Annotated in this window: 19 protein-coding genes; 12 read left to right on the top strand and 7 right to left on the bottom strand. The window is 55.9% G+C overall.

From position 1 onward, the window contains the following. Positions 1 to 223 precede the first annotated feature (223 nt). On the top strand, positions 224 to 2,263 hold the full coding sequence (locus CKW37_RS21705) for a hypothetical protein (protein WP_095158306.1): 2,040 nt from the start codon (positions 224 to 226) through the stop codon (positions 2,261 to 2,263). Positions 2,264 to 2,389: 126 nt separating this feature from the next. Here the strand turns inward: CKW37_RS21705 and CKW37_RS21700 are convergent, their stop codons facing one another. The 3 genes from CKW37_RS21700 to CKW37_RS21690 all read right to left on the bottom strand — a co-directional run bounded on the left by CKW37_RS21700 (position 2,390) and on the right by CKW37_RS21690 (position 6,264). Then, the gene (locus CKW37_RS21700; protein ID WP_095158305.1) at positions 2,390 to 3,310 is read right to left on the bottom strand and encodes a hypothetical protein; all 921 of its coding nucleotides are present in this window, start codon (positions 3,308 to 3,310) and stop codon (positions 2,390 to 2,392) included. Positions 3,311 to 3,456: 146 nt separating this feature from the next. Continuing rightward, entirely contained in the window at positions 3,457 to 5,160 is a 1,704-nt protein-coding gene (locus CKW37_RS21695; RefSeq protein WP_095158303.1) for a DNA cytosine methyltransferase, read from the bottom strand. Positions 5,161 to 5,334: 174 nt separating this feature from the next. Continuing rightward, positions 5,335 to 6,264, bottom strand: a complete 930-nt coding sequence (locus tag CKW37_RS21690) for a S49 family peptidase (protein ID WP_095158301.1) — start codon at positions 6,262 to 6,264, stop codon at positions 5,335 to 5,337. Between the two features lie 255 nt (positions 6,265 to 6,519). Here CKW37_RS21690 and dnaB (CKW37_RS21685) point away from each other — a divergent pair, with 255 nt between their 5' ends. Continuing rightward, positions 6,520 to 8,037: a replicative DNA helicase gene (dnaB, locus tag CKW37_RS21685; protein ID WP_256587824.1), complete on the top strand. Its 1,518-nt coding sequence runs from the start codon at positions 6,520 to 6,522 to the stop codon at positions 8,035 to 8,037. Between the two features lie 311 nt (positions 8,038 to 8,348). Then, the gene (dnaB, locus tag CKW37_RS21680) at positions 8,349 to 9,746 is read left to right on the top strand and encodes a replicative DNA helicase (RefSeq protein ID WP_095158297.1); all 1,398 of its coding nucleotides are present in this window, start codon (positions 8,349 to 8,351) and stop codon (positions 9,744 to 9,746) included. A gap of 371 nt (positions 9,747 to 10,117) precedes the next feature. Here the strand turns inward: dnaB (CKW37_RS21680) and CKW37_RS21675 are convergent, their stop codons facing one another. The 3 genes from CKW37_RS21675 to CKW37_RS21665 all read right to left on the bottom strand — a co-directional run bounded on the left by CKW37_RS21675 (position 10,118) and on the right by CKW37_RS21665 (position 12,996). After that, positions 10,118 to 11,104, bottom strand: coding sequence for a hypothetical protein (locus CKW37_RS21675; protein ID WP_095158295.1), 987 nt, complete (start codon positions 11,102 to 11,104; stop codon positions 10,118 to 10,120). 355 nt (positions 11,105 to 11,459) lie between these two features. Next, positions 11,460 to 12,461, bottom strand: coding sequence for a nucleoid-associated protein YejK (yejK, locus tag CKW37_RS21670; RefSeq protein ID WP_095158293.1), 1,002 nt, complete (start codon positions 12,459 to 12,461; stop codon positions 11,460 to 11,462). 184 nt (positions 12,462 to 12,645) lie between these two features. After that, a complete protein-coding gene (locus tag CKW37_RS21665; RefSeq protein ID WP_177454462.1) occupies positions 12,646 to 12,996 on the bottom strand; it encodes a hypothetical protein in 351 nt (116 codons plus the stop codon). Between the two features lie 272 nt (positions 12,997 to 13,268). Between CKW37_RS21665 and CKW37_RS21660 the strand changes: the two genes are divergently transcribed. After that, positions 13,269 to 13,811 carry a dual specificity protein phosphatase family protein gene (locus CKW37_RS21660; protein ID WP_095158292.1) on the top strand — a complete coding sequence of 181 codons (543 nt, stop codon included), beginning with the start codon at positions 13,269 to 13,271 and terminating at the stop codon, positions 13,809 to 13,811. A 42-nt stretch (positions 13,812 to 13,853) separates the two neighbouring features. Here the strand turns inward: CKW37_RS21660 and CKW37_RS21655 are convergent, their stop codons facing one another. Then, the gene (locus CKW37_RS21655; protein WP_095158291.1) at positions 13,854 to 14,960 is read right to left on the bottom strand and encodes a DUF1173 family protein; all 1,107 of its coding nucleotides are present in this window, start codon (positions 14,958 to 14,960) and stop codon (positions 13,854 to 13,856) included. A gap of 401 nt (positions 14,961 to 15,361) precedes the next feature. On the opposite strand from CKW37_RS21655, the gene CKW37_RS32560 reads away from it, so the two are divergent. The 8 genes from CKW37_RS32560 to CKW37_RS21615 all read left to right on the top strand — a co-directional run bounded on the left by CKW37_RS32560 (position 15,362) and on the right by CKW37_RS21615 (position 25,705). Next, the gene (locus CKW37_RS32560; RefSeq protein WP_143502083.1) at positions 15,362 to 15,580 is read left to right on the top strand and encodes a hypothetical protein; all 219 of its coding nucleotides are present in this window, start codon (positions 15,362 to 15,364) and stop codon (positions 15,578 to 15,580) included. Positions 15,581 to 16,136: 556 nt separating this feature from the next. Then, a complete protein-coding gene (locus CKW37_RS21650; protein WP_095158289.1) occupies positions 16,137 to 17,420 on the top strand; it encodes an OprD family porin in 1,284 nt (427 codons plus the stop codon). 430 nt (positions 17,421 to 17,850) lie between these two features. Next, positions 17,851 to 19,896 (top strand): tandem-95 repeat protein, encoded by a 2,046-nt coding sequence (locus CKW37_RS21645; RefSeq protein ID WP_159985295.1) that lies wholly within the window; start codon positions 17,851 to 17,853, stop codon positions 19,894 to 19,896. A gap of 434 nt (positions 19,897 to 20,330) precedes the next feature. Then, the gene (locus tag CKW37_RS21640) at positions 20,331 to 20,969 is read left to right on the top strand and encodes a hypothetical protein (protein ID WP_095158286.1); all 639 of its coding nucleotides are present in this window, start codon (positions 20,331 to 20,333) and stop codon (positions 20,967 to 20,969) included. 512 nt (positions 20,970 to 21,481) lie between these two features. Next, positions 21,482 to 21,874 (top strand): hypothetical protein, encoded by a 393-nt coding sequence (locus tag CKW37_RS21635; RefSeq protein WP_095158284.1) that lies wholly within the window; start codon positions 21,482 to 21,484, stop codon positions 21,872 to 21,874. Positions 21,875 to 22,960: 1,086 nt separating this feature from the next. Further along, positions 22,961 to 23,506 carry a hypothetical protein gene (locus CKW37_RS21625; protein ID WP_095158280.1) on the top strand — a complete coding sequence of 182 codons (546 nt, stop codon included), beginning with the start codon at positions 22,961 to 22,963 and terminating at the stop codon, positions 23,504 to 23,506. Positions 23,507 to 23,738: 232 nt separating this feature from the next. Beyond that, positions 23,739 to 24,425 (top strand): hypothetical protein, encoded by a 687-nt coding sequence (locus CKW37_RS21620; RefSeq protein WP_143502081.1) that lies wholly within the window; start codon positions 23,739 to 23,741, stop codon positions 24,423 to 24,425. Positions 24,426 to 24,631: 206 nt separating this feature from the next. Continuing rightward, positions 24,632 to 25,705 carry a helix-turn-helix domain-containing protein gene (locus CKW37_RS21615; RefSeq protein WP_143502079.1) on the top strand — a complete coding sequence of 358 codons (1,074 nt, stop codon included), beginning with the start codon at positions 24,632 to 24,634 and terminating at the stop codon, positions 25,703 to 25,705. The last annotated feature ends 110 nt before the right edge of the window (positions 25,706 to 25,815 follow it).

The following is a 25,815-nucleotide window of genomic DNA, read 5'->3' as shown; positions in this document are numbered from 1 at the left end:
ACTTCCCGCCAGCCACGGGCAGGAACCTCCGGCCAGCTGCGATCAGCTCCTGGGCCGTTATGGGGCTCTGTCTACTCATCCACGCCTCATACCCTCTTCCAACAAACCATCGTCTGTCCCTTGAGGCCTTCCCCGAAGGCCACAACCTCCAACAACTTCTGAAACCGGCTAAACAGGCTTGTTGTTAGAATGATCGCCTAGCCAATCCGCCAGAGAATTAGTGATGGCACGCCAAAAGAAAGACAACACATCCCAGCGTTCCGGCAGAGTTGTTTCTGATGAGATGGTGATCTCGATTGCCACAACCCCTACCTCATTCATCCACCCACTCACGTGCGACAAAGCTTGGGCCAGCTGGTATGGCTCATTGGAGATGGTGGTCGCCATCAGAAACGAGATTATCGGGTCGGGCATTAGACTTGAGGGTTTCACGCGTAGTGATCTCAAGCTGATGGGCGCAGGCATGCTCATTTCTACCGTGTTGCTCAATCAGGACCGGCGTGAAGCTCTCGAAGATCTGCTTGGACGGCAACGCGTCCTGGAGCTAATGCCACTGAGTAACCTTTACGCAAAAACCTGCGACATTATCGGTGCCAAGACTCTTACTGATCTCCAACACCAACTCATGTGCGCTTCTTCTGTTGAACTTCTTCAAATGGCTCACGATGCATTTCCGCAGCTGGGAGAGGTGATTGAAGTTGGAGGATTCAGCACCGAACTGATGACTGCCTGCGTCATGCTGCGCGCCATTTTGGATTCGAACCTCCCCCAGACGAACTCGTGGGAAATGCGCTACTGCGTAGACATGACCGTTCACCTGTACCTGCAGATGATCCCAGTTGCTGGTATACGCACTGCCATCCTGTATGAGTACCCACGTTTTTCAGAGATGTATCCGTCGCCTTTCGGACTGGAAGAGGACCTGAATCCAGAGTCACCCGTCTTCGGTAGTAACCCGTTGGTTGCCGGCTCAATGTCCGCCGTCATCGCTTTGTTGACGGTTGAAAGCAGGATCTCCAGGAACAGTGATCCTGTGGACTCGATGCTGGAGACTTTGCAGAGCTTCGCTTTAGCGGCATCGCCAGAATCGAGGTTCACCTTGCACACAATCCTGTGCCTTGTTGACGAGCTGAATAATGCTTGGGCATCTGTGATAGGCGCCTTGGTGGCGCTTGAAGTCAATTCCGATGAGCTTCGCGCGGCCGGGATCAATCTTGACGACGAACTCATCCAAAGCTCACTCCCGTACACCGCCCATTTGAATCTCCTTGTGGTGGATAGCGCGCGAATGATTCGCAGGGCTGCTTTGCCGATGCTCACCAACCAGGCATATCTCGAGCAAGCTGTAGAGCTGAATAACGCAATCCACGACGTGAAAAGTGAGATATCCGCGGTTACAGCCACAGGTAATTTTGCTCTGCTATCCGACCTGAGCAAGAAGGGATCTGATCTTTCCGGCCGGCGATCCCAGCTGGCAGCAGACGCTTTGCGTACTGCGACGAAAGTGATGAGCCTTGTGAAATTCTTCATCGACGTGGCTAGTCGTGCCGGCGAGCCGGATGCAGTCCCTATTGAAGCCCAGGCCGGTGGGTGCGCTTCTGTCCAACCTGCCTCCAGTGAGCTATCGCCGTTGCGCGCAACGGACGAATTTGAGGGAGAACTGCTTGAGATCAACGCGCAGCTCGAAACCGAGCTTAAAGCAGCACAAGCGGAAAACTACCGTCTCTCTTCCGCGCTCGATGTCCTCCAGGTTCGCCTTGATCAGCCAGCTGGCACGGTAGATCAGGATTTCCAGGATCTGACACGCCGGCAGATATTTGGGCAGCGATTGAGCCCTGTAGAGTTGTTGCGGTTCTACAGCTATCTAGCCCCGGATCGGCTGGTCGTCCTCGAGTCTGCTTGGAAGTCCTCCCGTGGTGCCGAAAACTTTGCTTACCCTGAGCGCCTGGCTGAGCAGCTGTGCAAGTTGATTTACGATTATTTAGACCAGGTACGAAATGGCTCTCCCATGGGGCTCACTGGTCGAGAGCTGTTTGCTGGCGCTTTCTCGGCAAAGGAATCCCAGACCGTCGCGCAGGACCATTCGATGCGCGCCCAGCGAGAGTTCAACTACAACGGGGAACTACGGTTTTTCGAGTACCGGCTAAGAACAGGTAACGGCTGGGGGGCTGTAGAGGGAATGCGTCTCTACTTTGATGTCATAGATGACAAAGTGGTAATAGCTTACGTCGGACCACACCTGGACCAAGCGAGCACCAACTGAACCTCCCGGCCGGCGGTTACGCTCCGCTGCTTCGAAATGCAAGCCTGTGCCGGCAGCTCATACAGTACACACCATCGCATCCGAGGCAGTGGGCAGGCTGCCGGCGAAGTTGCATGGGTGCCCAGGTCATCCACGATCAGAGTTGTGGCGTGCTCGCTCAGCTGCCTTGAGGTCGGAGACGAACTGCGCCAAGGGGCCTTCCGGGGCGCCGATATGGACCAGGTTGACGATGTTATCGCTGGTGAAGAACTTCCGGCCAGCTGCGATCAGTTCTTGGGCCTTGATGAGGCTTTGGGGGACCTCACCGACCCATTTGGCAGTTTTCTGTAGCTCCCGTGCTTTCCACAGCTCTACCTCTCCAGGTTTGCACTTGCTGAGCGAATGGAGCGGCTCCAGCAGGTTCGTGATCAGCAGGTCCTTGATGCGCGCTTTGACGAAGGCCAGGCCTTCCAGAGTGGCAACCAGTTCTTCTCGATGTGGGGCATCGCTCCGTCGCCCCCTGAGCTTGTTGGTAGTGGCGTAGTAGGCCTCCAGATCTTTGCCTGTCAGCTGGACACTGCGCGTGATCTTAGAGCCATCCTTCTCTGCGCGTTGCTTCAACTCTGCGTAGATGCCCGGGCCTATAGCCCCCATCAGGCGCTTCTTTTGATCCTGCAGGTCCTGGTAGTCGGTTTTGATCTGGGTCAGCGTGGCGACCATCGACGGGAGCTGCTCGATTAGATCCTTGATCGACCTGACACGCCGCTGTCGAGCGATCTCCTGGTCGACACGCTGGCGCTGGCGGGTGAACTTCAAACCGAAGTGTTTTCGCCCGCAATCAACACCTATGCCTGTCTCAAGGCCGTCGCTGGTCTTGATCAGGTAGCCGTGATAGTGGAGTTGGCGGCAGGTTGAAATACCGCAGTTGACCTTGTCTAGGAACTTGTAAGGCCAGAGCACCTCGCCCATGGTGCGCTCGCCTTGCGGGTGAAACTCCAGTCGTGGGTGAAAGCCTTCGCGCTTCTGCAGGTCCTCGAAGCGTTCAAACTGGGGGTATGCTTGATCCAAACTTCATCTCCTCGATCGGAAGTCTGATAGTGCGGGCCGGCCTTATACCGTCCGTGATTTTGGGACTGTATGGCTCGTGGCTACTGCTGCGGATGGGCCGGCACCAGAGCAGTGAACACGCTCGCCAATGCCGGCCCTCCGGTTTGCTAGCCACAAAGCGCTAGCCGCTGTCGTGCTTTCCAAGGGTCATTCGCGGCGGAAAGTCGGGCCATTTGTAGAGGGCTGACAGAATTGCCAACCATGTGCGTTTGCTCGGTGATAGTGAGTTGTCGCCCTTCCGGCCCTTTGTCGATGTTGTACGTCTCGGGGAAGCCCTGGGCACGATAGAGCTCCCGCGGTTTCAGCATGCGGAGGCAGATGTCGACCATCAGGTACTTGATGCCATCCAGCACGACGGTGACCAATTCCAGCTTCTCGGCAATGCTGAGCTGTCGGCCCTGGTGCTGTGAGGTCCCATGCTCCAGCATGAAATCGGCCACGCGAATGGCGCAGGCTAATAGCTCCTCGCTGATGTGCAGGCCCAGATCCGACGCGACCTTTGCCAACGAGGCTGTGGCGAGCTGTTGCTGGCTGCCGGCACTGGTGATCGTACTGAACGGGGACAGAACGCTACGTGCCGGGGTGGTGTTCTTGCCGCCGTTGGCTTGGACGATGATCGGGGCAACCAGCGAAAAGTGACCACCTTTCACCTGGGCACAGATTGTGCGCAACGGGCTGTTGGCGGCCATGTTGCGTTGGTGGGTTGCGTTGGCATGTTCAGTGATGAACGGCGTCACCAGCGGAGAGCCAAGCATCAGCTCCCCCCGGTTGGCAGCGGTGACCGTGCGCATAGGCTCGTCGATACTGTGAATGCGCACGCCGCCTTGGTGGGTGACCGGTACAATGAATGGCCGGCCGTTTTGGACAAACCGTTCTATGCCGGCTGCGAGGCGCGTATTGGTGGACTTCACCAGTTTGCGTTTCCGTGCCCAAATACTCGGACCCAGGTCACTCCAGTCAATGCATTCAGCGGCTGTGCGGAAGGGCAGTTGACCCTTCTTCGGTTCGGCAGCATGGGACGGTTCGGGCCAAACAATTGGATGGCCATCACGACGCGCCATCAGGAAGAGACGTTCACGAATGGTTGGTGCGCCATCATCGCACGCACGCGATACGCGCCATTCCACGTGATAGCCCAGGCTGCGCAGGCTCGCTACAAAGTGGTTCCAGGTTCGGCATACCGGGCTGCCATGGCGCTGGTACTTGCGACGCTGCTTGCGGCGATGTAGGGCGTTCCCGGTGATCTTGCCCTTGTCCGGAACCAGGAACTGCTCCTGCCGTGGCACGCGCTCTCCAGGCTCGGCAATGGTCCCGTCCAGTTTGACAACCCGGCCGGTTTGCGGGCACCGCTTCGCAACCAGGGGCGACCACAACTGCATCTGCTTCACGTTTTCCATGCTGATGACCAGCGGTTTTACTTTCCCCGCCCACTTGAGAACGACCCAGCCAAGGTCGCGAATCTCTTTCTTGCGGGATTGACCACCAGCGGCTTGGGAGTGGTGAGTGCAATCTGGCGATGCGTGGAAATAGCCAACAGTGCGACCACGGCATGCCTCCACCGGGTCAACCCCCCACACATCCGTCTGGTGATGGTCCGCATGAGCATGGTTCGCGGCATGCATGGATATCGCAGCCGGGTTGTGATTCACGCAAAGGGTGACGGGTCTTCCAAGTCCCATCTCCATACCTGTTGATGCACCTCCGCCGCCAGCGAACAGGTCGACGATGATCCAGTTGTCAGATTCGTCGAGCGCCAGGCCGTACTGGGTTGAAAAGTCGAGGGTCGGGAATTTTTTGGGGAATGAACTCATGTCTACGCATCTCTTCCAGGTCAGTGCACGGCGGTACGCCCGTTTCTGACCCTCATCTTCCATGCATAATCAGAACTGCAACCCCAGCGCCATTGGCAGTTAAACCTAACGCTTCAAATACCCCAACGGGCCTTGGTGGGGTGTTTGAAGCGTCTTCACACGGTGGGGTGGGTGCTAGCGCAGTGATTGGCCAGCGAAGCCCAGCGTCAGGGAAATTTGCTGCGCAACGGACGTGCCGATCCGCTTGGCAAACCGATCGAAGGGGTTGTCCTTCGTTGAGAAGTCGACGACTTTGCTGGCGCCTACAACCTCCCGGGCCACGTAGTCGATGTCACCCAACCGATCAATCAGGCCGAGTTGTAGCGCTTGTTCACCAGACCAGATAAGTCCCGAGAACAGTTCAGGGTGGCCTTCGGTTTTCAGGCGTTCACCACGCCCCGCTTTGACGGCCCCAATAAACTGGTCGTGGGTCGTCCTGAGAACGCCAGCCCAGAATTCCGTCTCATCGGCATTGCGGGGTTGGAACGGGTCCAAAAAGGCCTTGTGTTCACCGGAGGTGTACGCGCGGCGCTCAACCCCCAGTTTCTCCATTACGCCGACGTAGCCGAAGCTTGCGGCCGTAACCCCTATGGAACCGACCAGGCTGGCTTTGTCGGCATAAATTTCGTCTGCAGCGCTGGCGATGTAGTAAGCGCCAGAGGCCCCCAGATCGGTAATGACGGCATAGACCTTGGTACCTTCGTGCAGTACCCGCTGGCGCTTGATTTCGTCGTAAACGTAGCCGGCCTGTACGGGGCTGCCGCCTGGGCTGTTGATTTTCAGCACAACGGCTTTAGTGCGCGTGTCCTCGAACGCTTGGGCAATGCTCTTCTTCAGCGCTTCGGCGTTTGCGGCCTCACCCTCAGCAATAGGACCATTAACATCCACCCTGGCGGTGATTCCTGATGGTCCACCGTCATCCGTGTTGACGTGTTCGACCACCATGGTTGTCGTAACAAGAGCAAATGCGCCCAGCCACATGACGTATTTGAAGCGCCGCTTGCTCCGTTGCTCGCGGATCATCTCGCGGACCAGTTGTTCGAGCACCTCAACAGGCTCGGTCATACGCACCTCGAAAGTAATTGAAAATACTGACGATGAAGATGCCTCAAGGCTCCAGGTAAGGGGCGGCTATTGGACCCTGTTTGCAGGGCATCAGGTCGCGGGCAGGGTAACGCTTGCAGTTACGCGATCTGTGGCAGAATCCGGATAGTTTTTGGCGGCAGTCATTGGACAGCGTACTTTTCCAGTGAAGTCCTGACCGCCTGGGAAGGGAAAATCGAGGTCAGTTTATCTGCCTCACAACGAGTGCAGGTACCATTGAACAATCCTCTCACTACAGCGCCCAGCGAGACGCACCCAGAAGCGACGCAGCCAGAAGCATTGCGTGAGCCTCCGTACTCTATGGAAGCAGAGCAGGCTTTCCTTGGGGAGCTCCTGCGCGACAACTCTGGGTGGGTGGACTTGTCCAATCTGGTGTCCGAGAGTGACTTTTTCTTCTCCGAACACCAGCACATCTTCCGAACCATCGCTCAGTTGGCCGATCGTGAACGTCCTTTCGACGTGCTGACCGTGAAAGACCAACTGATCCAAGCGGGCCTCGAGGACGCGTTCGAAGACCTGGAGTACATCCAGGAGCTCGCTAGGCACAACAGTTCTTCGGTCAATGCCAGGTCCTATGCGGAGACCATCCGTGAGATGGCAAAGCGTCGCGAGATCATTTCCACCTGCATCGACATCCAGGATCACGCGCTCAACCCAGAGGGTCTGTCCGCCTCCGAGCTTGTTGAAGAGGCAGAGCGGAAGATCCTTCTGGTGGGGGGGGACCGCCCTAAAGAGGGTGGGCCTGTTCGCCTGAAAGAGCTCCTGGTCAAATCCCGGGAAAAAATCGAAGCGCGAGCAAAAGGCCAGGTGGATGGTCTGCGCACGGGGTTTGCGGACCTGGACAAGGTCCTCGACACTCTTCGACCAACTGATCTCGTCATCGTCGCCGGCCGCCCTTCGATGGGTAAGACCACCTTTGCCATGAACCTAGTTGAACACGCAGTGCTCAACTCCGAGAAGGTGGTGGTGGTTTACTCGCTGGAGATGCCTGCGAACACATTGATAAACCGGATGATCGCGTCGGTGGGGGGTATTGACCTGACCAAGGTCAGTACTGGGCGACTGGAGGATCAGGACTGGGGAAGGCTAGTCAAGGCTGCAGAACTGCTGAATCAGCCCAACCGGTTCTTCATTGATGACACTGCCGGGATGAGCCCTTCGGCCATGCGTGCTGAAACCCGGCGAATTCTCAAGGCTCACGGGCCCATCGGCTTGATCATGGTGGACTACTTGCAGCTGATGCGGGTACCTGGTGCAAGCGGGAAAAACAGGACGAACGAGATTTCCGAGATATCCCGGTCGCTCAAGGCCCTGGCCAAGGAGTTCGACTGCCCAGTAGTAGCCCTCTCCCAGCTGAATCGGAGCCTGGAGGCCCGACCTGACAAGCGTCCACTTAATTCTGATCTGCGTGAATCCGGAGCGATCGAGCAGGACGCCGACGTGATCATGTTCGTTTACCGCGATGAGGTGTATTACCCCGAATCGAGGTTTAAGGGTACGGCGGAAATCATCATCGGCAAGCAGCGCGAGGGCCCGACCGGTTTTTGCCGTCTTGCCTTCGTTGGTCATCTCAGCCGATTCGAGAACCTTGCGCCTGGCAGCCATCAGTTCACCGAGCTTGAGATGGGGCGCAAGCCCCCGCCAGTGTCGCCGCGTGTCGGCCGCGTCCACGTGCCAGAGGTGGCCACAGTAGATTTGGTCAAGAAGCCTCGACGTAGGCCGCGGGTGAAGTAGTCGAACAGCAAGCCATTGGTACCGTCTGGAATCGGCCAAACACGGGGACATTTGAACACGCATACGGTGCCTGCGGTTTGATCCGCCCCGCGGGTACCGGATCAAAATATTGGCAAGGTGTGCCGTCGGTATTGGCCAGTCACCGCTGAGACTTGCCCCTGCCAGGGTAAACACATTGGCTCAATCGCTCGTGGTCTGTAGTCCCGGTACCGTCTGCAATTGGGCACAGCCATACCACTTATTCCATCGATCCGTTGTCAGCAACGGGTTTGGTGAATTCACCCATCCTCTGGTGTAGATATTCGAACCTTATGAACGAGCACACATCCCCAGAACAATACGATTTGCAAACCGCTGCCCTGAAGGTGCCGCCTCACTCCATCGAGGCCGAGCAGTCCGTGCTCGGTGGTCTGATGCTGGACAACAACGCCTGGGAGCGGGTGCTCGATCAAGTCTCCGACGGCGACTTCTACCGGCATGACCACCGCCTGATCTTCCGCGCCATCCACAAACTGGTGGACGCGAACCACCCGTTCGACGTAGTTACGCTGCACGAGCAACTGGACAAGGAGGGCGTCTCCACCCAGGTCGGCGGTCTGGCCTATCTGGCTGAGCTGGCAAAGAACACGCCCTCGGTGGCCAACATCAAGGCCTACGCGCAGATCATTCGCGAGCGGGCCACGCTGCGCCAGCTGATCGGCATCAGCAATGACATCGCCGACAACGCCTTCAACCCTCAGGGGCGTAACGCCGAAGAGATCCTCGATGATGCCGAGCGGCAGATCTTCCAGATCGCCGAAGCGCGTCCGAAGACCGGCGGCCCAGTGGGCGTCAACGAACTGCTGACCAAGGCCATCGACCGCATCGACACGCTGTTCAACTCCGACAGCGCGATCACCGGCCTGTCCACCGGCTACACCGACCTCGACGAGAAGACTAGCGGCCTGCAGCCGGCCGACCTGATCATCGTCGCCGGTCGTCCGTCCATGGGCAAGACCACCTTCGCCATGAACCTGGTGGAAAACGCCGTGCTGCGCAGCGACAAGGCGGTGCTGGTGTACTCCCTCGAGATGCCAGGCGAATCGCTGATCATGCGTATGCTCTCGTCCCTCGGCCGCATCGACCAGACCAAGGTGCGTTCCGGCCAGCTGGACGACGACGACTGGCCGCGACTGACCTCGGCGGTCAACCTGCTCAACGACCGCAAGCTGTTCATCGACGATACCGCCGGCATCAGCCCGTCGGAAATGCGTGCGCGGACCCGTCGCCTGGTCCGCGAGCACGGCGATATCGCCATGATCATGATCGACTACCTGCAACTGATGCAGATCCCCGGCTCCAGCGGCGACAACCGGACGAACGAGATTTCCGAGATCTCCCGTTCCCTCAAGGCCCTGGCCAAGGAATTCAACTGCCCGGTCGTCGCCCTGTCCCAGCTCAACCGCTCCCTGGAACAACGGCCCAACAAGCGCCCGGTGAACTCCGACTTGCGGGAATCCGGAGCGATCGAGCAGGACGCCGACGTGATCATGTTCGTCTACCGTGACGAGGTGTATCACCCCGAGACCGAGCACAAGGGCATCGCCGAGATCATCATCGGCAAGCAGCGGAACGGCCCGATCGGCTTTATCCGCCTGGCCTTCATCGGCAAGTACACACGCTTCGAAAACCTGGCGCCGGGCAGCTACAACTTCGATGACGACGAGTAGGACACGGGCTTTGCATGCGCTCAACTGAGCCCCTCTAGGCGGCGAGGCAGATACCCATCTGCGAAGCCCACCAGGCTGCTGGCGGGCTCGTGAGTGGTGCCGCGGTCGTCTTCAAGGGCAGCGTCTGTAGTTCGTGGGCGTTGAAGCCCTGGGCCCTGAACCTTTAGCAGAGCCCCACTGCCAAAGTGGGGCGAGGAGCACGGAACGTCGAGCTCACACGGGGTTCGGACTAGGTCGGGGTGGCCGCAGCGTGCAAGGCACGGGCGGGCGCTTTGAGTGGGCGGAGGAGAGCGGGGGAATGATGGGGGGATCCTGGAGCACAACCGCCCCCGAAGGGGCGACGTTGATAGCCGTGGGGGTGAACCAGTTGGTTACGCCCCGGCCTCTTGCGAATCTGAATCCTTGCCAGCGTTTTTCGCCTCCAGCGCCTTGGCTTTTTCTTCGGCTTTTTTCTCTTTGTCGCTGATTTCAGCTAGCAGTTTTTCCATCAGATCCCGGTTTTCTTTGCTCAGGCCTTTGAATCCCGGGTCCTCGGTAATTTTTTTGGCCGCGTCATAGAGTGGTTTAGCCTGCTTCTTAACGACCTTTTCAAGGCTGGCGCCCGCGATGAAGCTTTTGGTGACGCTTTTCTTGCCAGCGCGTTGGGCGCTCTCCAAGCCCGTCTTGAGCACGTCTACAGCTCCACCACGGTGCTTGCGCAGCATGTCGAGCGCCAGTCCAACGGAGCACTCGCCGTTCTGGATCATGGTGACGATGGTGACCGGTGCGCTGACCACCTCCAGAAGCTGTGCAATGTACTCAGGTCCAAACCCCAGTTTCGCGCCGATCTGAACTTCGCTCCAACCGAAGCCGGCAAGTCGCTTACAGACCAAAGCCGTCTCAAAGGTGGTGAGGGTCTTGCCGGTGTTGCTTGTGTAGAGACCGGCGATGATGTCTTCCAGTCCAATGCCCTTGGTGGGCAAGGTTACAATCGGGATGTTCTTGATCTGGGCGCCTTCAGCAAGCGCGATACGAAGTGCAGCCAAACGGCAGTGGCCATCGGCGAGATAGCAGATGGATTTCCCACCGTCCTCCACGATGAAGACTTCGAGAGGCTTCGAGCTCTTGAAGCCGTTCACCTTCATGCTGTCGGCGATCTGACGAATGTGAGCCTGGAGGCCGGCATCATCCACCCGGACGTTTAGTCCGTCCATGATCTGGATTTTGTCGATTTCAGATACCAACGGCATCCAGAGGTCGCGGGATTTTGCACCCATGTCACGTTCGAGCGCGCCTTTGATCGATCCGAAGACGAAATCTAGCGAGAACTCGCTGGCCGGGATTGCGGTTTGGTCGAGGATGGCAACGTTTTCAGACATGAGGCTCATTCCTAAGTCGGTTTATCGTGTCGGCATTCTGCCTTTCATGGTGTTGAGAATACAGAGGTTGCCAGAACTGCAACCCTGAATCCGGAGGGAATTAAGGGACGAATTGGGGAGCGATATCGATGCCAGGCCTCTCGACCGATCGCCGAAAGGCGTGACTTATGGGGGCAGGGGCAATAGCCTGGAATGCCACGGGCCGGGCAAATGTTCAACTACCTGGGGCGTTGGGAGGCGGACAAGTTGAGATAGCTCAGCAAGTTATAGAGCTCACTGCAGGCCAACTGCAGTGAGCTATGACGTGACGAAAGTGGTCGACAGCCGCGGGAGATATTAGGACAGCGGCTTGGGGCTACTTCCTTTTGAGTTGATCGGTCAGTTGGGTTGGCAGGCCCTTGATGATCAGGGTCCCGGCTTCCTCGTCGTACTCGACCTTCGAGCCCAGCAGATGGGCCTCGAAGCTGATCGACAGGCCCTCGGCGCGGCCGGTGAAACGGCGGAATTGGTTGAGGGTACGCTTGTCTGCCGGGATTTCCGGCGACAGGCCGTAGTCCTTGTTGCGGATGTGGTCGTAGAAGGCTTTCGGCCGGTCTTCGTCGATCAGGCCAGAGAGTTCCTCCAGGGTCACCGGTTCGCCGGCGCGGGTCTGGCTGGTAGCGTAGTTGACCAAGGTCTGGGTCTTCTCGCGGGCGGCTTCCTCTGGCAGGTCCTCGCTCTCGACGAAATCGGTGAAGGCCTTGAGCAGGGTGCGGGTTTCGCCAGGGCCGTCGACCCCTTCCTGGCAGCCGATGAAGTCGCGGAAGTAGTCCGAGACCTTCTTGCCGTTCTTGCCCTTGATGAACGAGATGTACTGCTTGGAGTTGGCGTTGTTGCGCCATTCGGAGATGTTGATCCGCGCCGCCAGTTGCAGCTGGCTCAGGTCGAGGTGGCGCGACGGGGTCACGTCCAGCTCGGCGTTCACCGCCACGCCTTCGCTGTGGTGCAGCAGGGCGATGGCCAGGTAGTCGGTCATGCCTTGCTGATAGTGGGCGAACAGCACGTGGCCGCCGACCGAAAGGTTGGATTCCATCATCAGCGTCTGGAGGTGTTCTACGGCCACCCGGCTGAAGGCAATAAAACTGTTGCCGCCGTCCAAGTACTTCTTCAGCCAGCCGCTAAGCGGGTGGGCGCCCGACTCGGCGTGGAACATGCCCCAGGCCTTGCCCTGTTTGGCGTTGTAGCTGTCGTTAAGGTCGGCCAGCAGGTCGTCGATGGCCTGGCTCGGTTCGATCACGCTTTCACGCGCATGCAGGGTCGCAGGGGTGCCGTCGGGCTTTTTGTCGATGTGATGAATCACGCAATGTCGGATGGGCATGGTTCTTCTCAGGTTGAGGAATGATGGAAGGCTCTCACAGATGCTCCTCCATGGGAGGGGCATTTGAGCTAAATAGCGAATCCAACACGGTGCAGCGACCCCGCGCATGGGGAGCTTCAGTTGGACCCAGCACCCCAGAAGGTTCTTCTTGAAGGTGTTTTACAGTCAGTTACGGTTGGGCGATCTACACGCCAACGATTTCATCAATGAGTCTTTTTGCGGCCAGCCGATCACGCAGAGGGACTTCCAGTGGGTCCAGAAAGACGCTGCGCTCGAAGGTGATGATGAGCTGAGCCTTCCAGGTAATCCCGCTGGATGTCGAGTCTGGTTCCTGCTGACGCCGCATTCGCGCGTGACGGTAGGCTCTCTTCCACTCTTCGAGCGTTGCGTTGTATCGGCCAAGGCCGGGTTGTCGGGTTAAAGGAAGGCGCCTGAAAACCTGGTTGGGTTTGCTGGGCGAAAAGGACTGCTTGGGTTGAAGTGCGCCACTGCCTTCAGCTTCAACGGGGTGTGGCTGGTGCTGCTTGGATTCCATAATCAACTCCGGACTCATCGCTTCTTCGGATCTGATTGTCCACGGAGTTCTTCAAGTGCAACCTCACAGTTCCTGGGGCCGTTCACCGGCCCGCCAGCAACACGGCGCCGCAGAGCCTATGGAGACGACCACAGCGCTTGCGAGCGTGGAAAGCACTCACAGAAGGCGGGAGGGTTTCTGATGCCTGGGGCGGATTACGACCCCGGCCAGTTGGAGACCTGAGATCATTCTTGTCTTGGCGCTACAGCGTCGCACCTATACAAGGAGCGCATATGTCCACCGTCCAATTCATTTCGAAGCTGGAAGTTCAACGGTTCATCCCCACCCGCCCGGCACATTTGCTGTCCATTTCGGACGGCGAGGATGACCAAGCGATTGTGAACTGCGAGTGTTGGGAAAGTGTTGAATTCCACCACTTCGTCGATGGCGATTTCGATGAAGAGAAAATCAAGATGTTTGGGAATCAGTTCGAACATCTTTTTCGCGACTATTTTTTGAGTCGGAAGGCTGATCGTCTGCGTGCATCCATCGAGCGCCTGGTCGCTACTGGCGCCGACATCGTTGTGAATTGTCAGGCCGGGCGCTCTCGAAGCGCTGCTGTATCACTGTTTATCAACGAAACTTACGGCTACTCCCTGAACCAGGACACCCCAGGTGCGAATCAGACTGTGCTGCGCATGTTGCGAAGGGATAGCCTCCTGTTGGCGGCATACCGAGAGTCGCTGACACCTCCGCCAGTAATCTCCGAAGCCAGTCCGGGGGCTGTCAAAAAACTGCTGGGGTTGCTTCGGTTATGGCGGCCGGCCGGGCACTGAATCGTTCGCCTTTGACTACTGATAGGCGGGTAAGGAAAGTTATCAATCGATTTCAGGCTTTTTGATAACACGATAATGATCGTCTGAGGCGATGATGAAAGCTGGTATTTCATTGCCTGGCAAGTAGTCATACTTTAAAGGTTTAATATAGCTTTGGGACTCGCTACGGAATGAGGCCTCTTGATCGATGTCGTCGAGCGAACTCACAGGCGTCCAGGCTTCACTTACAGCCATTAATGCTACTTCGGTTACTTTTGCGAAATTAAAATCGCCATCTTGCTGAGGTGTGATCCGAGCTAAGGCAATTACATTGAAGCCTTTTTCCCAGATTTGAATTTCGGTAGAGAATCTGGACAATGTTTTGTTCCATACATGCTCAGGTAGGAACATGGCTTTCAAGCCAAAGTTTCCAACAACAGGAAGCTTCGGCTTCCCCCCTATTCGAACGAGGTGTGATGGTTTCAGGGGCGCGATGACTAGCAGCTTACTCTCATTGGTTAATGCGGAGTTGACAATCTCAGAATTTTTAGCCTCTAAGTTTGATCCTATAGGCGCATGAAGAAGAAGGTTACGACTCAGCGGCGTTTCCTGGGAGTAGATCCTCGAAGCTGCTTTAGAGATCTCCGCACACACCAATCCAAGGCGCCTCTCGCATTTTGGGCTAGGGAACCAACGATTCAACCTTGACTCGGTCCAGATCAGGTCTAATACGGCCCTCAAGGAAAGGCACATGAGTTTGTCGCTGCTGGTTTTGGTTGCGTAAGAATTATCTATGTGGGGGAACAACTTTTTTTTGAGGATTATTTTAATGTTCCCATCTTCTGTTTCTTCAACAACCTTGGAGTCGTATGCCTGCAGGCCAGTGTAAATATTTGGAATGGAGTTGAATATGCAAAAAATACTATGGGCTTCCCCTGTGTTTGGGGATCTGAGTATGGAGAAGCCATTCCTATCGATACGCCGACTTATAAGGACTGTAGGACTTTTTTTTCCGCCGCTTTGCTTGCCGGCGTTGCAGAGGCAATCGGCTTCAAGCGTATCAGTAGAATTACTGCCTGCACCGAACAGGCTTGAATATGAAAATCGCTTCTGCTCTTCGACGGAAAATATATGGCCTTGGATGGATATGGGGTAGCGACGGTTCTGCATTTGATTTCCTCATCATTACAAACACAAGCATGGCGTGTGCAGGCCTTCCTTGTGCTCCCCGGGAATGATACACAAAAAGAATGGCAAGCCCCAACCATACCCGGAGAGTGCGGATTTCTTCCCCCCTCTCGCCGACGTAATTCGGAACGTGGGGCCGCTCACCTTGACGGTCGCGGTGTATTCGTTCGGGATTCATTGGGTCCAGCCTTTCGGAGGGATGGCCATGCGTCGAGCTGTTCTGCGGTGGTCATGTCCGGTTTTTCAAGGGTGAAAAAAAATTCTAAAAAATTGATTTTTAGGGGGTTGCATGTAGGGCGAGGGGGGTTAGATTAGTTTCGTGACCAGGGCAAAGACGCCTTCACTAGACAAAATTCTGATCAATTTTCAAAGGAGCAACACTCATGGCTATCAATAAAAAATCGCTCGCAATCGCAATCGTTACTCTCGTCATCGCCTCTGGCGCAAATGCTGATGGTAATGGAAGCGGCAACCCAAAAAATGATCTTGGCTACAGTACCAAAGCGCCAGCTCCTCACTTCCTTTGGAAGGATGGTAAGCTTGTCCCGAATCCAAAACGTGCCGAAAGTCGTAATGACGGTGCGCGTTTCGTAAGTAAGTAAAACGTCAAAGCCCGCTACTATTGAAACCCCTGCATCCTAAGGATACAGGGGTTTTTTTGTATTCGGAAAATCTCGGGCTAGTTCACCTTTATCTCCGAATCCTCGTATAACAAGAAGCCCCACAGTGATGCAGGTGCCGGACTTCCTGGCCGGAGAAGGAGGTGGGATGGCTGCTGTGGCGCGAACTGAGATGGCGGCCTCAGGGGCTACACAGCCAGGTTGCGGCAGCGGGAGGAGAACTACTCAAAATTGACGTATACAGCATCCTAGGTTTAGGATCCATTCAACGCCTGTGGCTGTGCGCGATGACTTTTTCCGAAAGGCCCTACTCCTCGACGTAATGCTGTCACTCAAAGGAAAGCGGCGCTCCCCTGTGCAGGGGGCGCGTCGTCTTTACTTGGGCTTCAAGATCAACCTGAGCTAAGTCTCCCGTTGAGAAGCTTGAGTGAAACGCAACACTCGTCCTGGAGCAGGGCTTTTTCATTTTCGGATGCCACGCTTCGATTGCTGAGCCGACCACAGCGCGCCTCTAAACGTATAAAGGAAAAAAAACAAGATGTTGAAGTCGCGAGTAAGTCTGTTAGTGCTGGGGATCATGGGGGCTGCACAGGCTCTGGCTAACGATCAAGCAGAGTCCAAGGGTTTCGTTGAAGATAGCAGCCTGAATGTGCTGCTGCGAAATGCTTACATCAATCGCGATTACAAGGATGCTTCCGACAAGGCCGAGTGGGGGCAGGGCTTCATCGGTACATTCTCCTCGGGTTTCACTCAGGGTACTGTCGGTGTTGGTGTAGATGCCTTCGGCCTGTACGCCATCCGTCTCGATGGTGGTAAAGGTCGTGTTGGTGCTCAAGGCATTGACTTCTTCAAGCCTGGCGACAGTGGCAACGCGCCTGATGACCTTTCTAAAGGTGGGGCAGCGATTAAGTTCCGTGTGTCTAACACCGTATTGAAGTATGGCGACCAGATGCCAAGTCTCCCGGTGTTGAGCTACGACAACGGCCGTCTTCTCCCAGAAAGCTTCACTGGCACTCTGATCACCTCCAAGGAGATCAAAGGGCTGGAGCTGAACGGTGGACGCTTCACTGCTGAGTCGCGTAAAAGCGCCGAAGGTCGCGACAGTGGCGGCCTGAAATCGATCAATGTCCTCGGTGGCAGCTACCAGTTCACCGATCAATTCAAGGCCTCGCTGTACGCCTCGGACGTAGAAGACGTACTCAAAAAGCAGTACCTGGGTGCCAACTATGTATTGCCGCTGAACGACCAGCAATCGCTGGCATTCGACTTCAACGGCTACCGCACCAAGCTGGAAGACTCTTACGTTCGCCAAAATGGCTTGACCGGCGACGACAACAAGATCTGGAGCTTGGCGGCAACGTTCGCGACTGGTCCACATACCTTCACGGTTGCTCATCAGCGTTCCACCGGTGACAGCAACCTGGGTTATGCCTATGGCGGGTACCAGCGCGACCAGCGGCGGGTTGGCGATGGCGGTAACACGATCTACCTGGCTAACTCGTACTGGTCGGACTTCAACGCCGAAGACGAGCGCAGCTGGCAACTGGGCTACGGATTTGACTTCTCTGCGGTTGGCATCCCAGGCCTGAGCTACAACTTCGCTTATGTGCGTGGCGACAACATCACAACCTCCACAAGCGAGGGTGGCACAGAGCGTGAGATCTTCAACCAGGTCAAATACGTCGTTCAGAGTGGCCCGGCTAAAAACCTGTCCGTCAAGGTGCGGAGCTCTGTCCTGCGCGTCTCCCAGAAATCGAGTGAATACAACATTAGCGGCAACGAGCTGCGCGTATTCGTCGATTACCCGATCGACGTCTTCTGATCTGCACAGCCTACTCGAAGCCCCGTTAATTCGGGGCTTTCCATTTCTGACTTAGGCATGGCGTTGTTCGGTGATGCGATCCACGTGGCTACGGTTGTAGCCTGCACCCGTACTCCTGCAAGTCACTCTACTCCAACCATGTGCTGGCCAGCTTGTGGGGCAGGCGACGGGCGGGTCAAGGTGATCGGATGACCGTGAGCCCTTGTGATTACGAATCCGTCCGCGGATGGCGGATGAGGTCTCACCTGTGTTTAACAATAGCTATCCTGTCCCTGTTTAGGGGCTGAATTGAGCACCTTCATCGAATGCATTCGGGAAAAATAGACTGAGCCAATTTTGTGTAAATGGATGGTTGTCTATGCCGAATGTGATGAGAAGGATAGCTAGCGCCTGTAGATACACCCTGCTGGTGACATTTATCTGGCCTTTCATGAGTTACGTCAATGCGGACGGAGGGAGTGGTGTCGACTCTCCGTATACATGTACTGGTGCATCTGCTTGCCCTGCAGGTTATGCAGGCTCAATTTCATTTAGTTACAGAGTATACAAAACTAATAGGGATCAATGCCCTGCAATAAGCGCAGAAGTCGCTAGGTTATTGGAGGCAGGGCAGAGCGAAAATGATATTAACTACTATTTGGAAAAGCAGACCAGCTATAAATATGGAACATTTAATCGAAATTGTGTAGTTTCAAATACTCCTCCTACTGTGTCAGATGTGGTCATGAGTCTAAATGAGGACACTACAGGTAGCATTACGCTTTCTGCTCACGATTCTGACTCACCTCCACCGACAGTTTTCGAAATTGTCACTCCTCCAAATCCGGCATTTGGATCTGCATATATATCCGGCACTACGCTTTTTTTTACCCCATCGGCAAACTGGTCGGGGACAACATCCCTCACCTATCGAGCGCAAGACAGCGCTGGTGCCTGGTCTGCGCCAGCCACGGTCACAATATCGGTAAATCCGGTCAACGACCCGCCTGTGGCCGAACCTAAAACCCTCATTGTTGACGAGGACACAACGGGCAGTGTGGTTCTGTCGGCCACCGACATAGATTCACCACCTCCCACAGTTTTCCAGATTTTCTCCGCCCCTAATGCTGCGCATGGGACCGCTTACATCTCTGGTTCGACCCTGGTTTTCACGCCCGCGAAGGACTGGAACGGCGCCACCACGCTAACCTATGGTGCCCAGGATAGCGCAGGCGCATGGTCCGCTCCGGCAACGGTCACAATCGTTGTGAATCCGGTCAATGACGCTCCAGTCGCTCAGCCGAAGAACCTTGTTATTGACGAGGACACTACAGGCAGTGTCGTTCTGACTGCGACGGACATCGACTCTCCGCCGCCCAGCGTGTTCCAGATTGTTGCCGGCCCTAATGCCGCCACTGGAACAGCCTCTATCTCCGGCTCGACGCTGACTTTTACCCCCGCGAAGGACTGGAACGGTAGCACCTCACTGACCTATCGTGCCCAGGATAGCGCTGGCGCCTGGTCCGAGCCGGCAACGGTCACGATCGTTGTGAATCCGGTCAATGACGCTCCAGTCGCTCAGGGGAAGAACCTTGTTATTGACGAGGACACTACAGGCAGTGTGGTTCTGACTGCGACAGACATCGACTCTCCGCCGCCCAGCGTGTTCCAGATTGTTGCCGGCCCTAATGCCGCCACTGGAACAGCCTCTATCTCCGGCTCGACGCTGACTTTTACCCCCGCGAAGGACTGGAACGGTAGCACCTCACTGACCTATCGTGCCCAGGATAGCGCTGGCGCCTGGTCCGAACCGGCAACGGTCACGATCGTTGTGAATCCGGTCAATGACCCTCCAGTAGCTCAGCCGAAGAACCTCGTTATTGACGAGGACACCACAGGCAGTGTTGTTCTGACTGCGACGGACATCGACTCTCCGCCGCCCAGCGTGTTCCAGATTGTTGCCGGCCCTAATGCCGCCACTGGAACAGCCTCTATCTCCGGCTCGACGCTGACTTTTACCCCCGTGAAGGACTGGAACGGTAGCACCTCACTGACGTATCGTGCCCAGGATAGTTCTGGCGCTTGGTCCGAGCCGGCAACGGTTACGATCATTGTGAATCCGGTCAACGACCCTCCAGTCGCTCAACCAAAATCTCTTACAATCGACGAGGATACGCCGGGTAGCGTCGTCCTGACAGCCACCGATATCGATTCGCCAGCTCCAACTATTTTCCAGATCGTTACCCCTCCGGATTCCTCGCACGGCACTGCAACGCTCTCTGGATCAACCCTTACGTTTAATCCAGCGCAGGATTGGAATGGTTCGACATCCTTGACCTATCGTGCCCAAGACGATGCTGGTGCCTGGTCCCTTCCTGTGACTGTTACGATTGTCGTCCGTCCGGTAAATGACCGCCCCGTCAAAGTTGGTGGGTTAAAGATACAAACGAATGAGGGCTTCCCAGCCACTGTTCGCGCTACTGTGTTGCTTAAATAGGGACATGATCTAGCAACATATAAAAGCCCGCCATGTGCGGGCTTCGCTTTATTAAATGCTTGGCGTTCCTGTTGTTATTCCGCTCAGTAATGTTTGACCCCGCGGCTAGGTGAACCGCGCTCCGGTCCAGGTGGCGGGAAGGGGTGACTTCAAGATCTGCGTTCACTGCCACGGCTTGGCAATGGTGTAGCTTCGCCGTCCAGGTATTACTTCTTCAGTCGGCCGCTTAGCTTTACGCACACGGACTCCGTGGGGAACAAGCCCTAGACCTTACCTTTTTTGGCGTTTTAGCTTTCGATGAGGCCCGCGCCAGCAGATTTCAGATGGTTTGGTTCAGCCACTCTTTCAGGTGTAAGCAGGATCGAAGGGGTGCCCCTTGCACTTTGAATTTTTGGGTGACACTGGATTCACATTTCGAAATCAGGGGTTGCACTATGGCCGTCAATCATCACGGCGCACCAACTCGGCGGGTGTGCGGGCACACCGACGTATTTACGTTCCACTACCGTGGCAAGCAAGGTCGGGCCAGCGACTTGAACTATGCGAGCTCGACCTTGTGCAGGGCCTGCGGGCAAAAGGTTGACGATTGGTTTGGCTACAGCGGTAAGGGGTTCCACCAGGTGGCTTTGCCCAAACTGATCGGTCGCACCACCGGCGCAATCAGTTGGGGGAACCGTATCCGTATCGAACGCCTCCGGGCCTTGGGGCCTTTGATGAGCGTCCTCAAGGCATCTCCTGACCCTCTGGCTGGGGTGGTCCTTCGCGTACTCGATATGATGTTTCAGGTGGCTAGTGCCAGTTACTGGATAGACGTTGAAAAGCAGGGGTACGATGTTTACAGCCTTCGTGGAGACGTGGAAATCCTCTTGCGCGGGTCTAAATGTCGGGACAATCCTCAGCCTAATTCATCGGTGATTGGATACTGGCTTCTCAACCACCCGAGGGCTGCTGCAGAGTCGATTGGCTACGTTCGTGAGAGTCTGAAAGCTGCTATTGCCGAACCGGTGTCGGTTGAGCTGCCCCTTAAATCACCTGGGCTGGAAACCGGCGAGGTTAGCTGCACAGCGGGCTGACCATGCTCGCCAGCGCCACAGAAGAATCTTTCGGTTTCAATGGGTGGGGGGCGGCTAAGCAGTAATAGGCGTTTTGCAAGCTGGGCTCGGCCTGCAAAACTGCCTCAGAGCTGGATCCATAGCACGCAGAACTGGCGGTGCTCGATGCGCTCGTTGCGGTGGGGATCTGCGCTTTTTCACTCTCTGGAACCGCGACATGCTGGGTGTGCGCAATCTGATCTCCCAAGATTCGGTGAGGGTCGGTGGAGGAAAGGCAAGGATCCCATCAGCGCGATGGTGGGCTTACCCCAAAATCAGTACAGACCGGTAAAACCAGCACTTTTGCCCTCACATTTGCCTTTGGCGGCCAATCCGGAGCCTCCGAATACCTACGAATCTAACTATGGGGTAAATCGCTGTCCTTGGCTGGCGGCTCGATTGCTTTTGAGCCACAACTAGGGGCTGATTCACGCCATAACCCATTCCTTATCGGTGACTCTATCCCCTATCCAGGGTGAGTAGAGTTTTCTGTCATGAAGTACGTCAAGTCAATCATCTGCATCTCATCGTTCTATGTTCTGAGCCAACTGCTTGCAATCAGGGGCGGGCAGGGGGGCACCTACTACCTATCGGCAGGATGGATCGAATACCTGGTTGCTGCATTGCTAATCATCTGCGGCTTGTACTTGACGCATCGTCTCAATGGAACCCGACTGCTGATCGTGCTCAAGCTTTTGACCATCGCGGTTTTGGCCTGGGCGATTGGGCTTGCTTTCTACGCAATTGCTGGGCGTATGGAGCTCTTGAGCAATTTGAATCTGCTGACTGTGGTCGCGTCCATCTCTGTCCTTCTGGGCACCAGCCTCGTCCTGTTCTATTCCGCGGCCGTCATAGCTTGGGAGCAACTGGTGGAACGGGGTGAGTAGAACTTCCCAGTACGCCTCGCCTGTGAAGGGGGCCAGTCTGCCATCTGCGGCGCCTGGCCCTGACCTTGATGTCCTGTTGGGTTCGTAGGTCCGCCCCAGAACTGGGTCCGGATTGGAAGGGTTGCCGGCCGACATCCACTGCACTATGAAAGTCAAAACAAGCAGGATGCTATCGTGAATAACCTCGCGCAATTCGCTCCGCCCACTGACTCGCACGATCACTGCTGGGCTGCAGCCCGTGGGGCTGATGTAAGCTGGCCAAAACGTGCGATTCATCTTGCGCGGCTCTGGGTTGCCGGCATCCTTGTCAGCGCAGCACACAAGGCTGCACCAAGTGAGTTGAACGTAAAGAGTCCTGGATGCGCGTTTGGATTAGAGATGCCCAACAAGCGAGACCTGGTAACCGGTTGCCTCAACCCTACCCGGTCCCGCGAGGTAAGGTACGACCGCCTCTACAAGAGTGTGGGCATGACGCATCGAGTCCAAGTTAGGATGCTGCATGAGATCGGACAAGCCGAAGTGGTCTTCTGGATGCGTAATCCAAGCAAAAGAGTGATCAGTGAAGTTCTGCAAAGGCGCGGTGTGCACCATTGCTATGACACGCAGCTGATCGAGTTGTAGGAGGGTGCCATTCCCATTGTGGGAATCGTCACCTGACTATGGGGTAAACGTGTTCGACAGATGCGTGTTCCTGACGCGATCTCCCGCTTGAAAGAGCACTAGACTCCGTGGGCTGAGCCGGCCGACTGCGAGGGATATCTCAGCGCCACCTGGTGGGGATGCAGATGAAGTCGTCCCCCGCGCTTGCGCCGACCAAACTTGGATCTGATTTTTCTCTCCTGGGTGTTGTCGACGGCTTCACCACCAGGCTAAGATCCGCTAATCACCTTCTACACGTGCTAGTGGGTTTTCACTATCTATTAGCTTGGAATGCTCCAGGCTAATCGAGGGCAGTTTATCTGCCACCAACGCTGCTCGCAGCACTTCAATTTGGGGTTCGTTATGCCGGCGTAACCCTACGAAATGTAAACCCTCGGGGCTACCTGTCCCCTTGGGGCAGGTGCTCTACTTGATGTGGAGAACACCATGACAATTTCTAAAGACCAATCTTTTACCGCTGTATATAACGGTGTTGAGTTTACCGCGACGATCGACCCCTGTTCCTGGATGTATCCTGGGTACGGTGTTCAGCTCACTGTCAAGCTTCAGAATGGTAGTACGGGCTCGTTGAATAACAAGCCTTTATCGTTTAACACCGCAACCACTGACGATGTTCAAAAAATGCTTAGTGGTGTGCGGTTGCTGGCGTGCAAAACATGTGATAGTTCGTGCTTTGACCCAGCCTCGGTAAAAACCAATCAGGACGGGAAGTGCTATAGCTGCATCATGCGCGAACTTCGAGCTGAATTGGATGCGGATACTCAAAATGAGAACGCTGAGATTGCCAAGCTGGATGCAAAGTACAAAAAGCAGGGGTGCACGCATCGAATCGATGCATGGATACATCCAGCTCGGGGAGATGATTTCTCCATCTCCTTCTGGATGAAAAATCCAACTGTCGAAGAAATCCAAGCCACGATTCGCAAGAATAAAAGTACGGTGCTGGATGACTACAATCTTGTAGCGCTGTGATACCTGTTAGGGTTCCACAGTACTGTTCTTAGTTATAGAAAACCGGCGCCTGGCGCCGGTTTTTTTTCGACCGTGAAATTAGTAGTCCAGTGCCTGGGGAGCTTCCCCATGGTTAAGCAAGGGTCAGTGGGCAGGGGCAATCGGACAATTGGTACCAGTGGTACGGTCAGATTGGGTGCTGCTGCGTGGCGCTCTAGTGTGATCCTTGTGAAAAGATATCTGGAGCATGCACGTGTCGACTCAATCGCTGTTCAACGACCTCAAGAAAGCAGGGCTGGATGTCGTCATCCTTGATCAGGACCATTTCGCCGCAACTGCAGAAGACCGCAAGAGCGCTATATCGGCAATCGCTAGCCTGTGCACTGCTGCTCGGCGAGAGGGGTATTTCGTTCGATGTGCAGATTTTGAGCCCGCTCAGGTTGAGCAGGTCCTGGGCGAGTGGGGTGGGGAGGAAGCGGTTGCCAGGCTTGCCCGACCCATGATCGATAATGCGTTGACGGGTCAAACTGAGCTTGGGGTTCTTCGAGGCCAGGCAGCTCACCTGCTGCATGAGGGGCTCGCCAGAATCCGCATTGCGGCCAGCGCCGATCGGGAGCTCGTGGAGTCGATTGCAGCAACTCTCCAGGAGCTACCGAACAACGTTCTAGGAGATGACCATCGAAGTCGCGAAAACCTTAGGGAGTTGATTGGCCCCGCGAGGAAGCTTCTTTCTGAGGCGAGGGGCAATAACAAGTGGAAAAAGGGTAAAGGAGGAGTGCTTCCATCGCCGTTTGCCTTCTTGGTGATGGCCGCCATTTCCGCTGCTGACGCATTTAACTCATCACTGGATGGTAAGATCTGGTACGCGAGTGCTATGACCGGAATTACCGTCATTTGCATTGGGTTCGCTGTTTTTGCTTGGAAGAAAAAGAAGCCTTAATAGGCATATTTTGCGGGAGTTTAACGATTTTCATCGTCAAAATGTGGTAGGGCGATTTTCCTGCGACGACGACGGTGCTTAATCGTACACTAGGGCACCGATCCGCCTGCAGGACGCAATGGTGGGCTATTACACCGTAGTGGAGCCCGGTCTTGCACATTAAGAGCCTCGTGAGAGGGTCGTACCAAATACGCGAGGTGTTTGGTATGACAACTAAAGAACTATACCCCGAGTTCCCGCAGGAAATTCGTTGGCATGGGATCAAGGTAGCCCTGCTTGCGAAAGGCATAACGCTTTCTTCACTCTCAAAGGCTTCGGGAGTGACCGGTATCGCCTCAGCCGGCAAGAAGAACTACCCAGCGGCTCAAGCTGAAATCGCAAAGGCACTTGGAGTCTCCGAGCGGGCCCTTTTCCCGGATCGCTATAACGTAAGCTGGACTGATGAACTCCAATCACAGATTGAAGCGCTGATGCCGGGACTTTTCGGGCTTCCAGGCGCAGAACCTATCCAGCGTCATTTCGCCGATCAGCTGGATTCACACTCCAGGAGCCCGGCTGATCTGAGCGAGCTACCTACTGAAGAGCCGGCTCGCTTGGTATGGGTTAAGTCTGCCCTTCGGGAGCGAGGCTTCGTGCTGGGAGCTCTTACGACGTTCTTGGGCATTCGACGCTCGGCGCTTGATAACCTGGGGATGACTCGTCTGGATAGCCTGCAGCATCTGGTCGCCAAATGCCTGGGGGTGAAGCCAGAGCAGATTTGGCCTGAGCGCTACGACGAGGCCGGTGGGCCAATTCCAAAGGAGAAGACCCGTTCGGCATCGGTGCACCGCGAGCCTCAACTGGTGTACCGGCTCGACCTCACACAAGGGCTCTGGCTACCAGTGAGAGATCTGGTAGGGCTTCCTGGGATGGCTGTTGACGAAACCTTCATTGAGCACCGAGCACATGTCCAAGGGTGGCAAATGCGCCAACGCTTCGGGGTGAACGAACTTGCATTCGGCTCACTGCCCGAGCTCACCAAGCAATACCTGCTTTCGCCAACCACCTTAGGGCCTGAGGAAGCGCTTGTACGTGCCCGCCGGCGTTCCTCGGGTCCTGTGACGATTGAGCTTGCCAGCAAAGGTGGTGCTACGCCCGTGGTTGCCCTCCAGGTCGACGTGGTTGAACACCACGTAAAGGTGACGGCTGTACCGAGCGGGGAGACTGCGATGCTGAACCGGGAAGAGGTCTCAGTAGTAGCCGCAGCTCTGCTCGATGCCAGCCAAGAGATCCCGCAATAAGCGGGCTGGCTGTGGGCCTTCGACGTTAGAAATGAAGTCGACCGAATATACACTCGAAGGTCCGTCGGTTGCATTTTCGGGTTAGGCGGTATCGTCAGCCCATACCTTTG

This window comes from Pseudomonas sp. Irchel 3E13 (assembly GCF_900187455.1).
Taxonomy (GTDB): Bacteria; Pseudomonadota; Gammaproteobacteria; order Pseudomonadales; family Pseudomonadaceae; genus Aquipseudomonas.
Note: the sequence above shows the minus strand (reverse complement) of the source record. Positions and strands in the feature narration are given on the sequence as shown.

Excerpts from the sequence above, each read along its gene's own strand:
- CKW37_RS21650 (WP_095158289.1), top strand. The coding sequence starts at position 16,137 with ATGTTGAAGTCGCGAGTAAGTCTGTTAGTGCTGGGGATCATGGGGGCT.
- CKW37_RS21625 (WP_095158280.1), top strand. The coding sequence starts at position 22,961 with ATGACAATTTCTAAAGACCAATCTTTTACCGCTGTATATAACGGTGTT.
- CKW37_RS21675 (WP_095158295.1), bottom strand. The coding sequence starts at position 11,104 with ATGTCTGAAAACGTTGCCATCCTCGACCAAACCGCAATCCCGGCCAGC.
- yejK (WP_095158293.1), bottom strand. The coding sequence starts at position 12,461 with ATGCCCATCCGACATTGCGTGATTCATCACATCGACAAAAAGCCCGAC.
- CKW37_RS21645 (WP_159985295.1), top strand. The coding sequence starts at position 17,851 with ATGAGTTACGTCAATGCGGACGGAGGGAGTGGTGTCGACTCTCCGTAT.
- CKW37_RS21705 (WP_095158306.1), top strand. The coding sequence starts at position 224 with ATGGCACGCCAAAAGAAAGACAACACATCCCAGCGTTCCGGCAGAGTT.
- CKW37_RS21635 (WP_095158284.1), top strand. The coding sequence starts at position 21,482 with ATGAAGTACGTCAAGTCAATCATCTGCATCTCATCGTTCTATGTTCTG.
- CKW37_RS21655 (WP_095158291.1), bottom strand. The coding sequence starts at position 14,960 with ATGCAGAACCGTCGCTACCCCATATCCATCCAAGGCCATATATTTTCC.
- CKW37_RS21695 (WP_095158303.1), bottom strand. The coding sequence starts at position 5,160 with ATGAGTTCATTCCCCAAAAAATTCCCGACCCTCGACTTTTCAACCCAG.
- CKW37_RS21615 (WP_143502079.1), top strand. The coding sequence starts at position 24,632 with ATGACAACTAAAGAACTATACCCCGAGTTCCCGCAGGAAATTCGTTGG.
- CKW37_RS21640 (WP_095158286.1), top strand. The coding sequence starts at position 20,331 with ATGGCCGTCAATCATCACGGCGCACCAACTCGGCGGGTGTGCGGGCAC.
- CKW37_RS21690 (WP_095158301.1), bottom strand. The coding sequence starts at position 6,264 with ATGACCGAGCCTGTTGAGGTGCTCGAACAACTGGTCCGCGAGATGATC.
- CKW37_RS32560 (WP_143502083.1), top strand. The coding sequence starts at position 15,362 with ATGGCTATCAATAAAAAATCGCTCGCAATCGCAATCGTTACTCTCGTC.
- dnaB (WP_095158297.1), top strand. The coding sequence starts at position 8,349 with ATGAACGAGCACACATCCCCAGAACAATACGATTTGCAAACCGCTGCC.
- CKW37_RS21665 (WP_177454462.1), bottom strand. The coding sequence starts at position 12,996 with ATGGAATCCAAGCAGCACCAGCCACACCCCGTTGAAGCTGAAGGCAGT.
- CKW37_RS21660 (WP_095158292.1), top strand. The coding sequence starts at position 13,269 with ATGTCCACCGTCCAATTCATTTCGAAGCTGGAAGTTCAACGGTTCATC.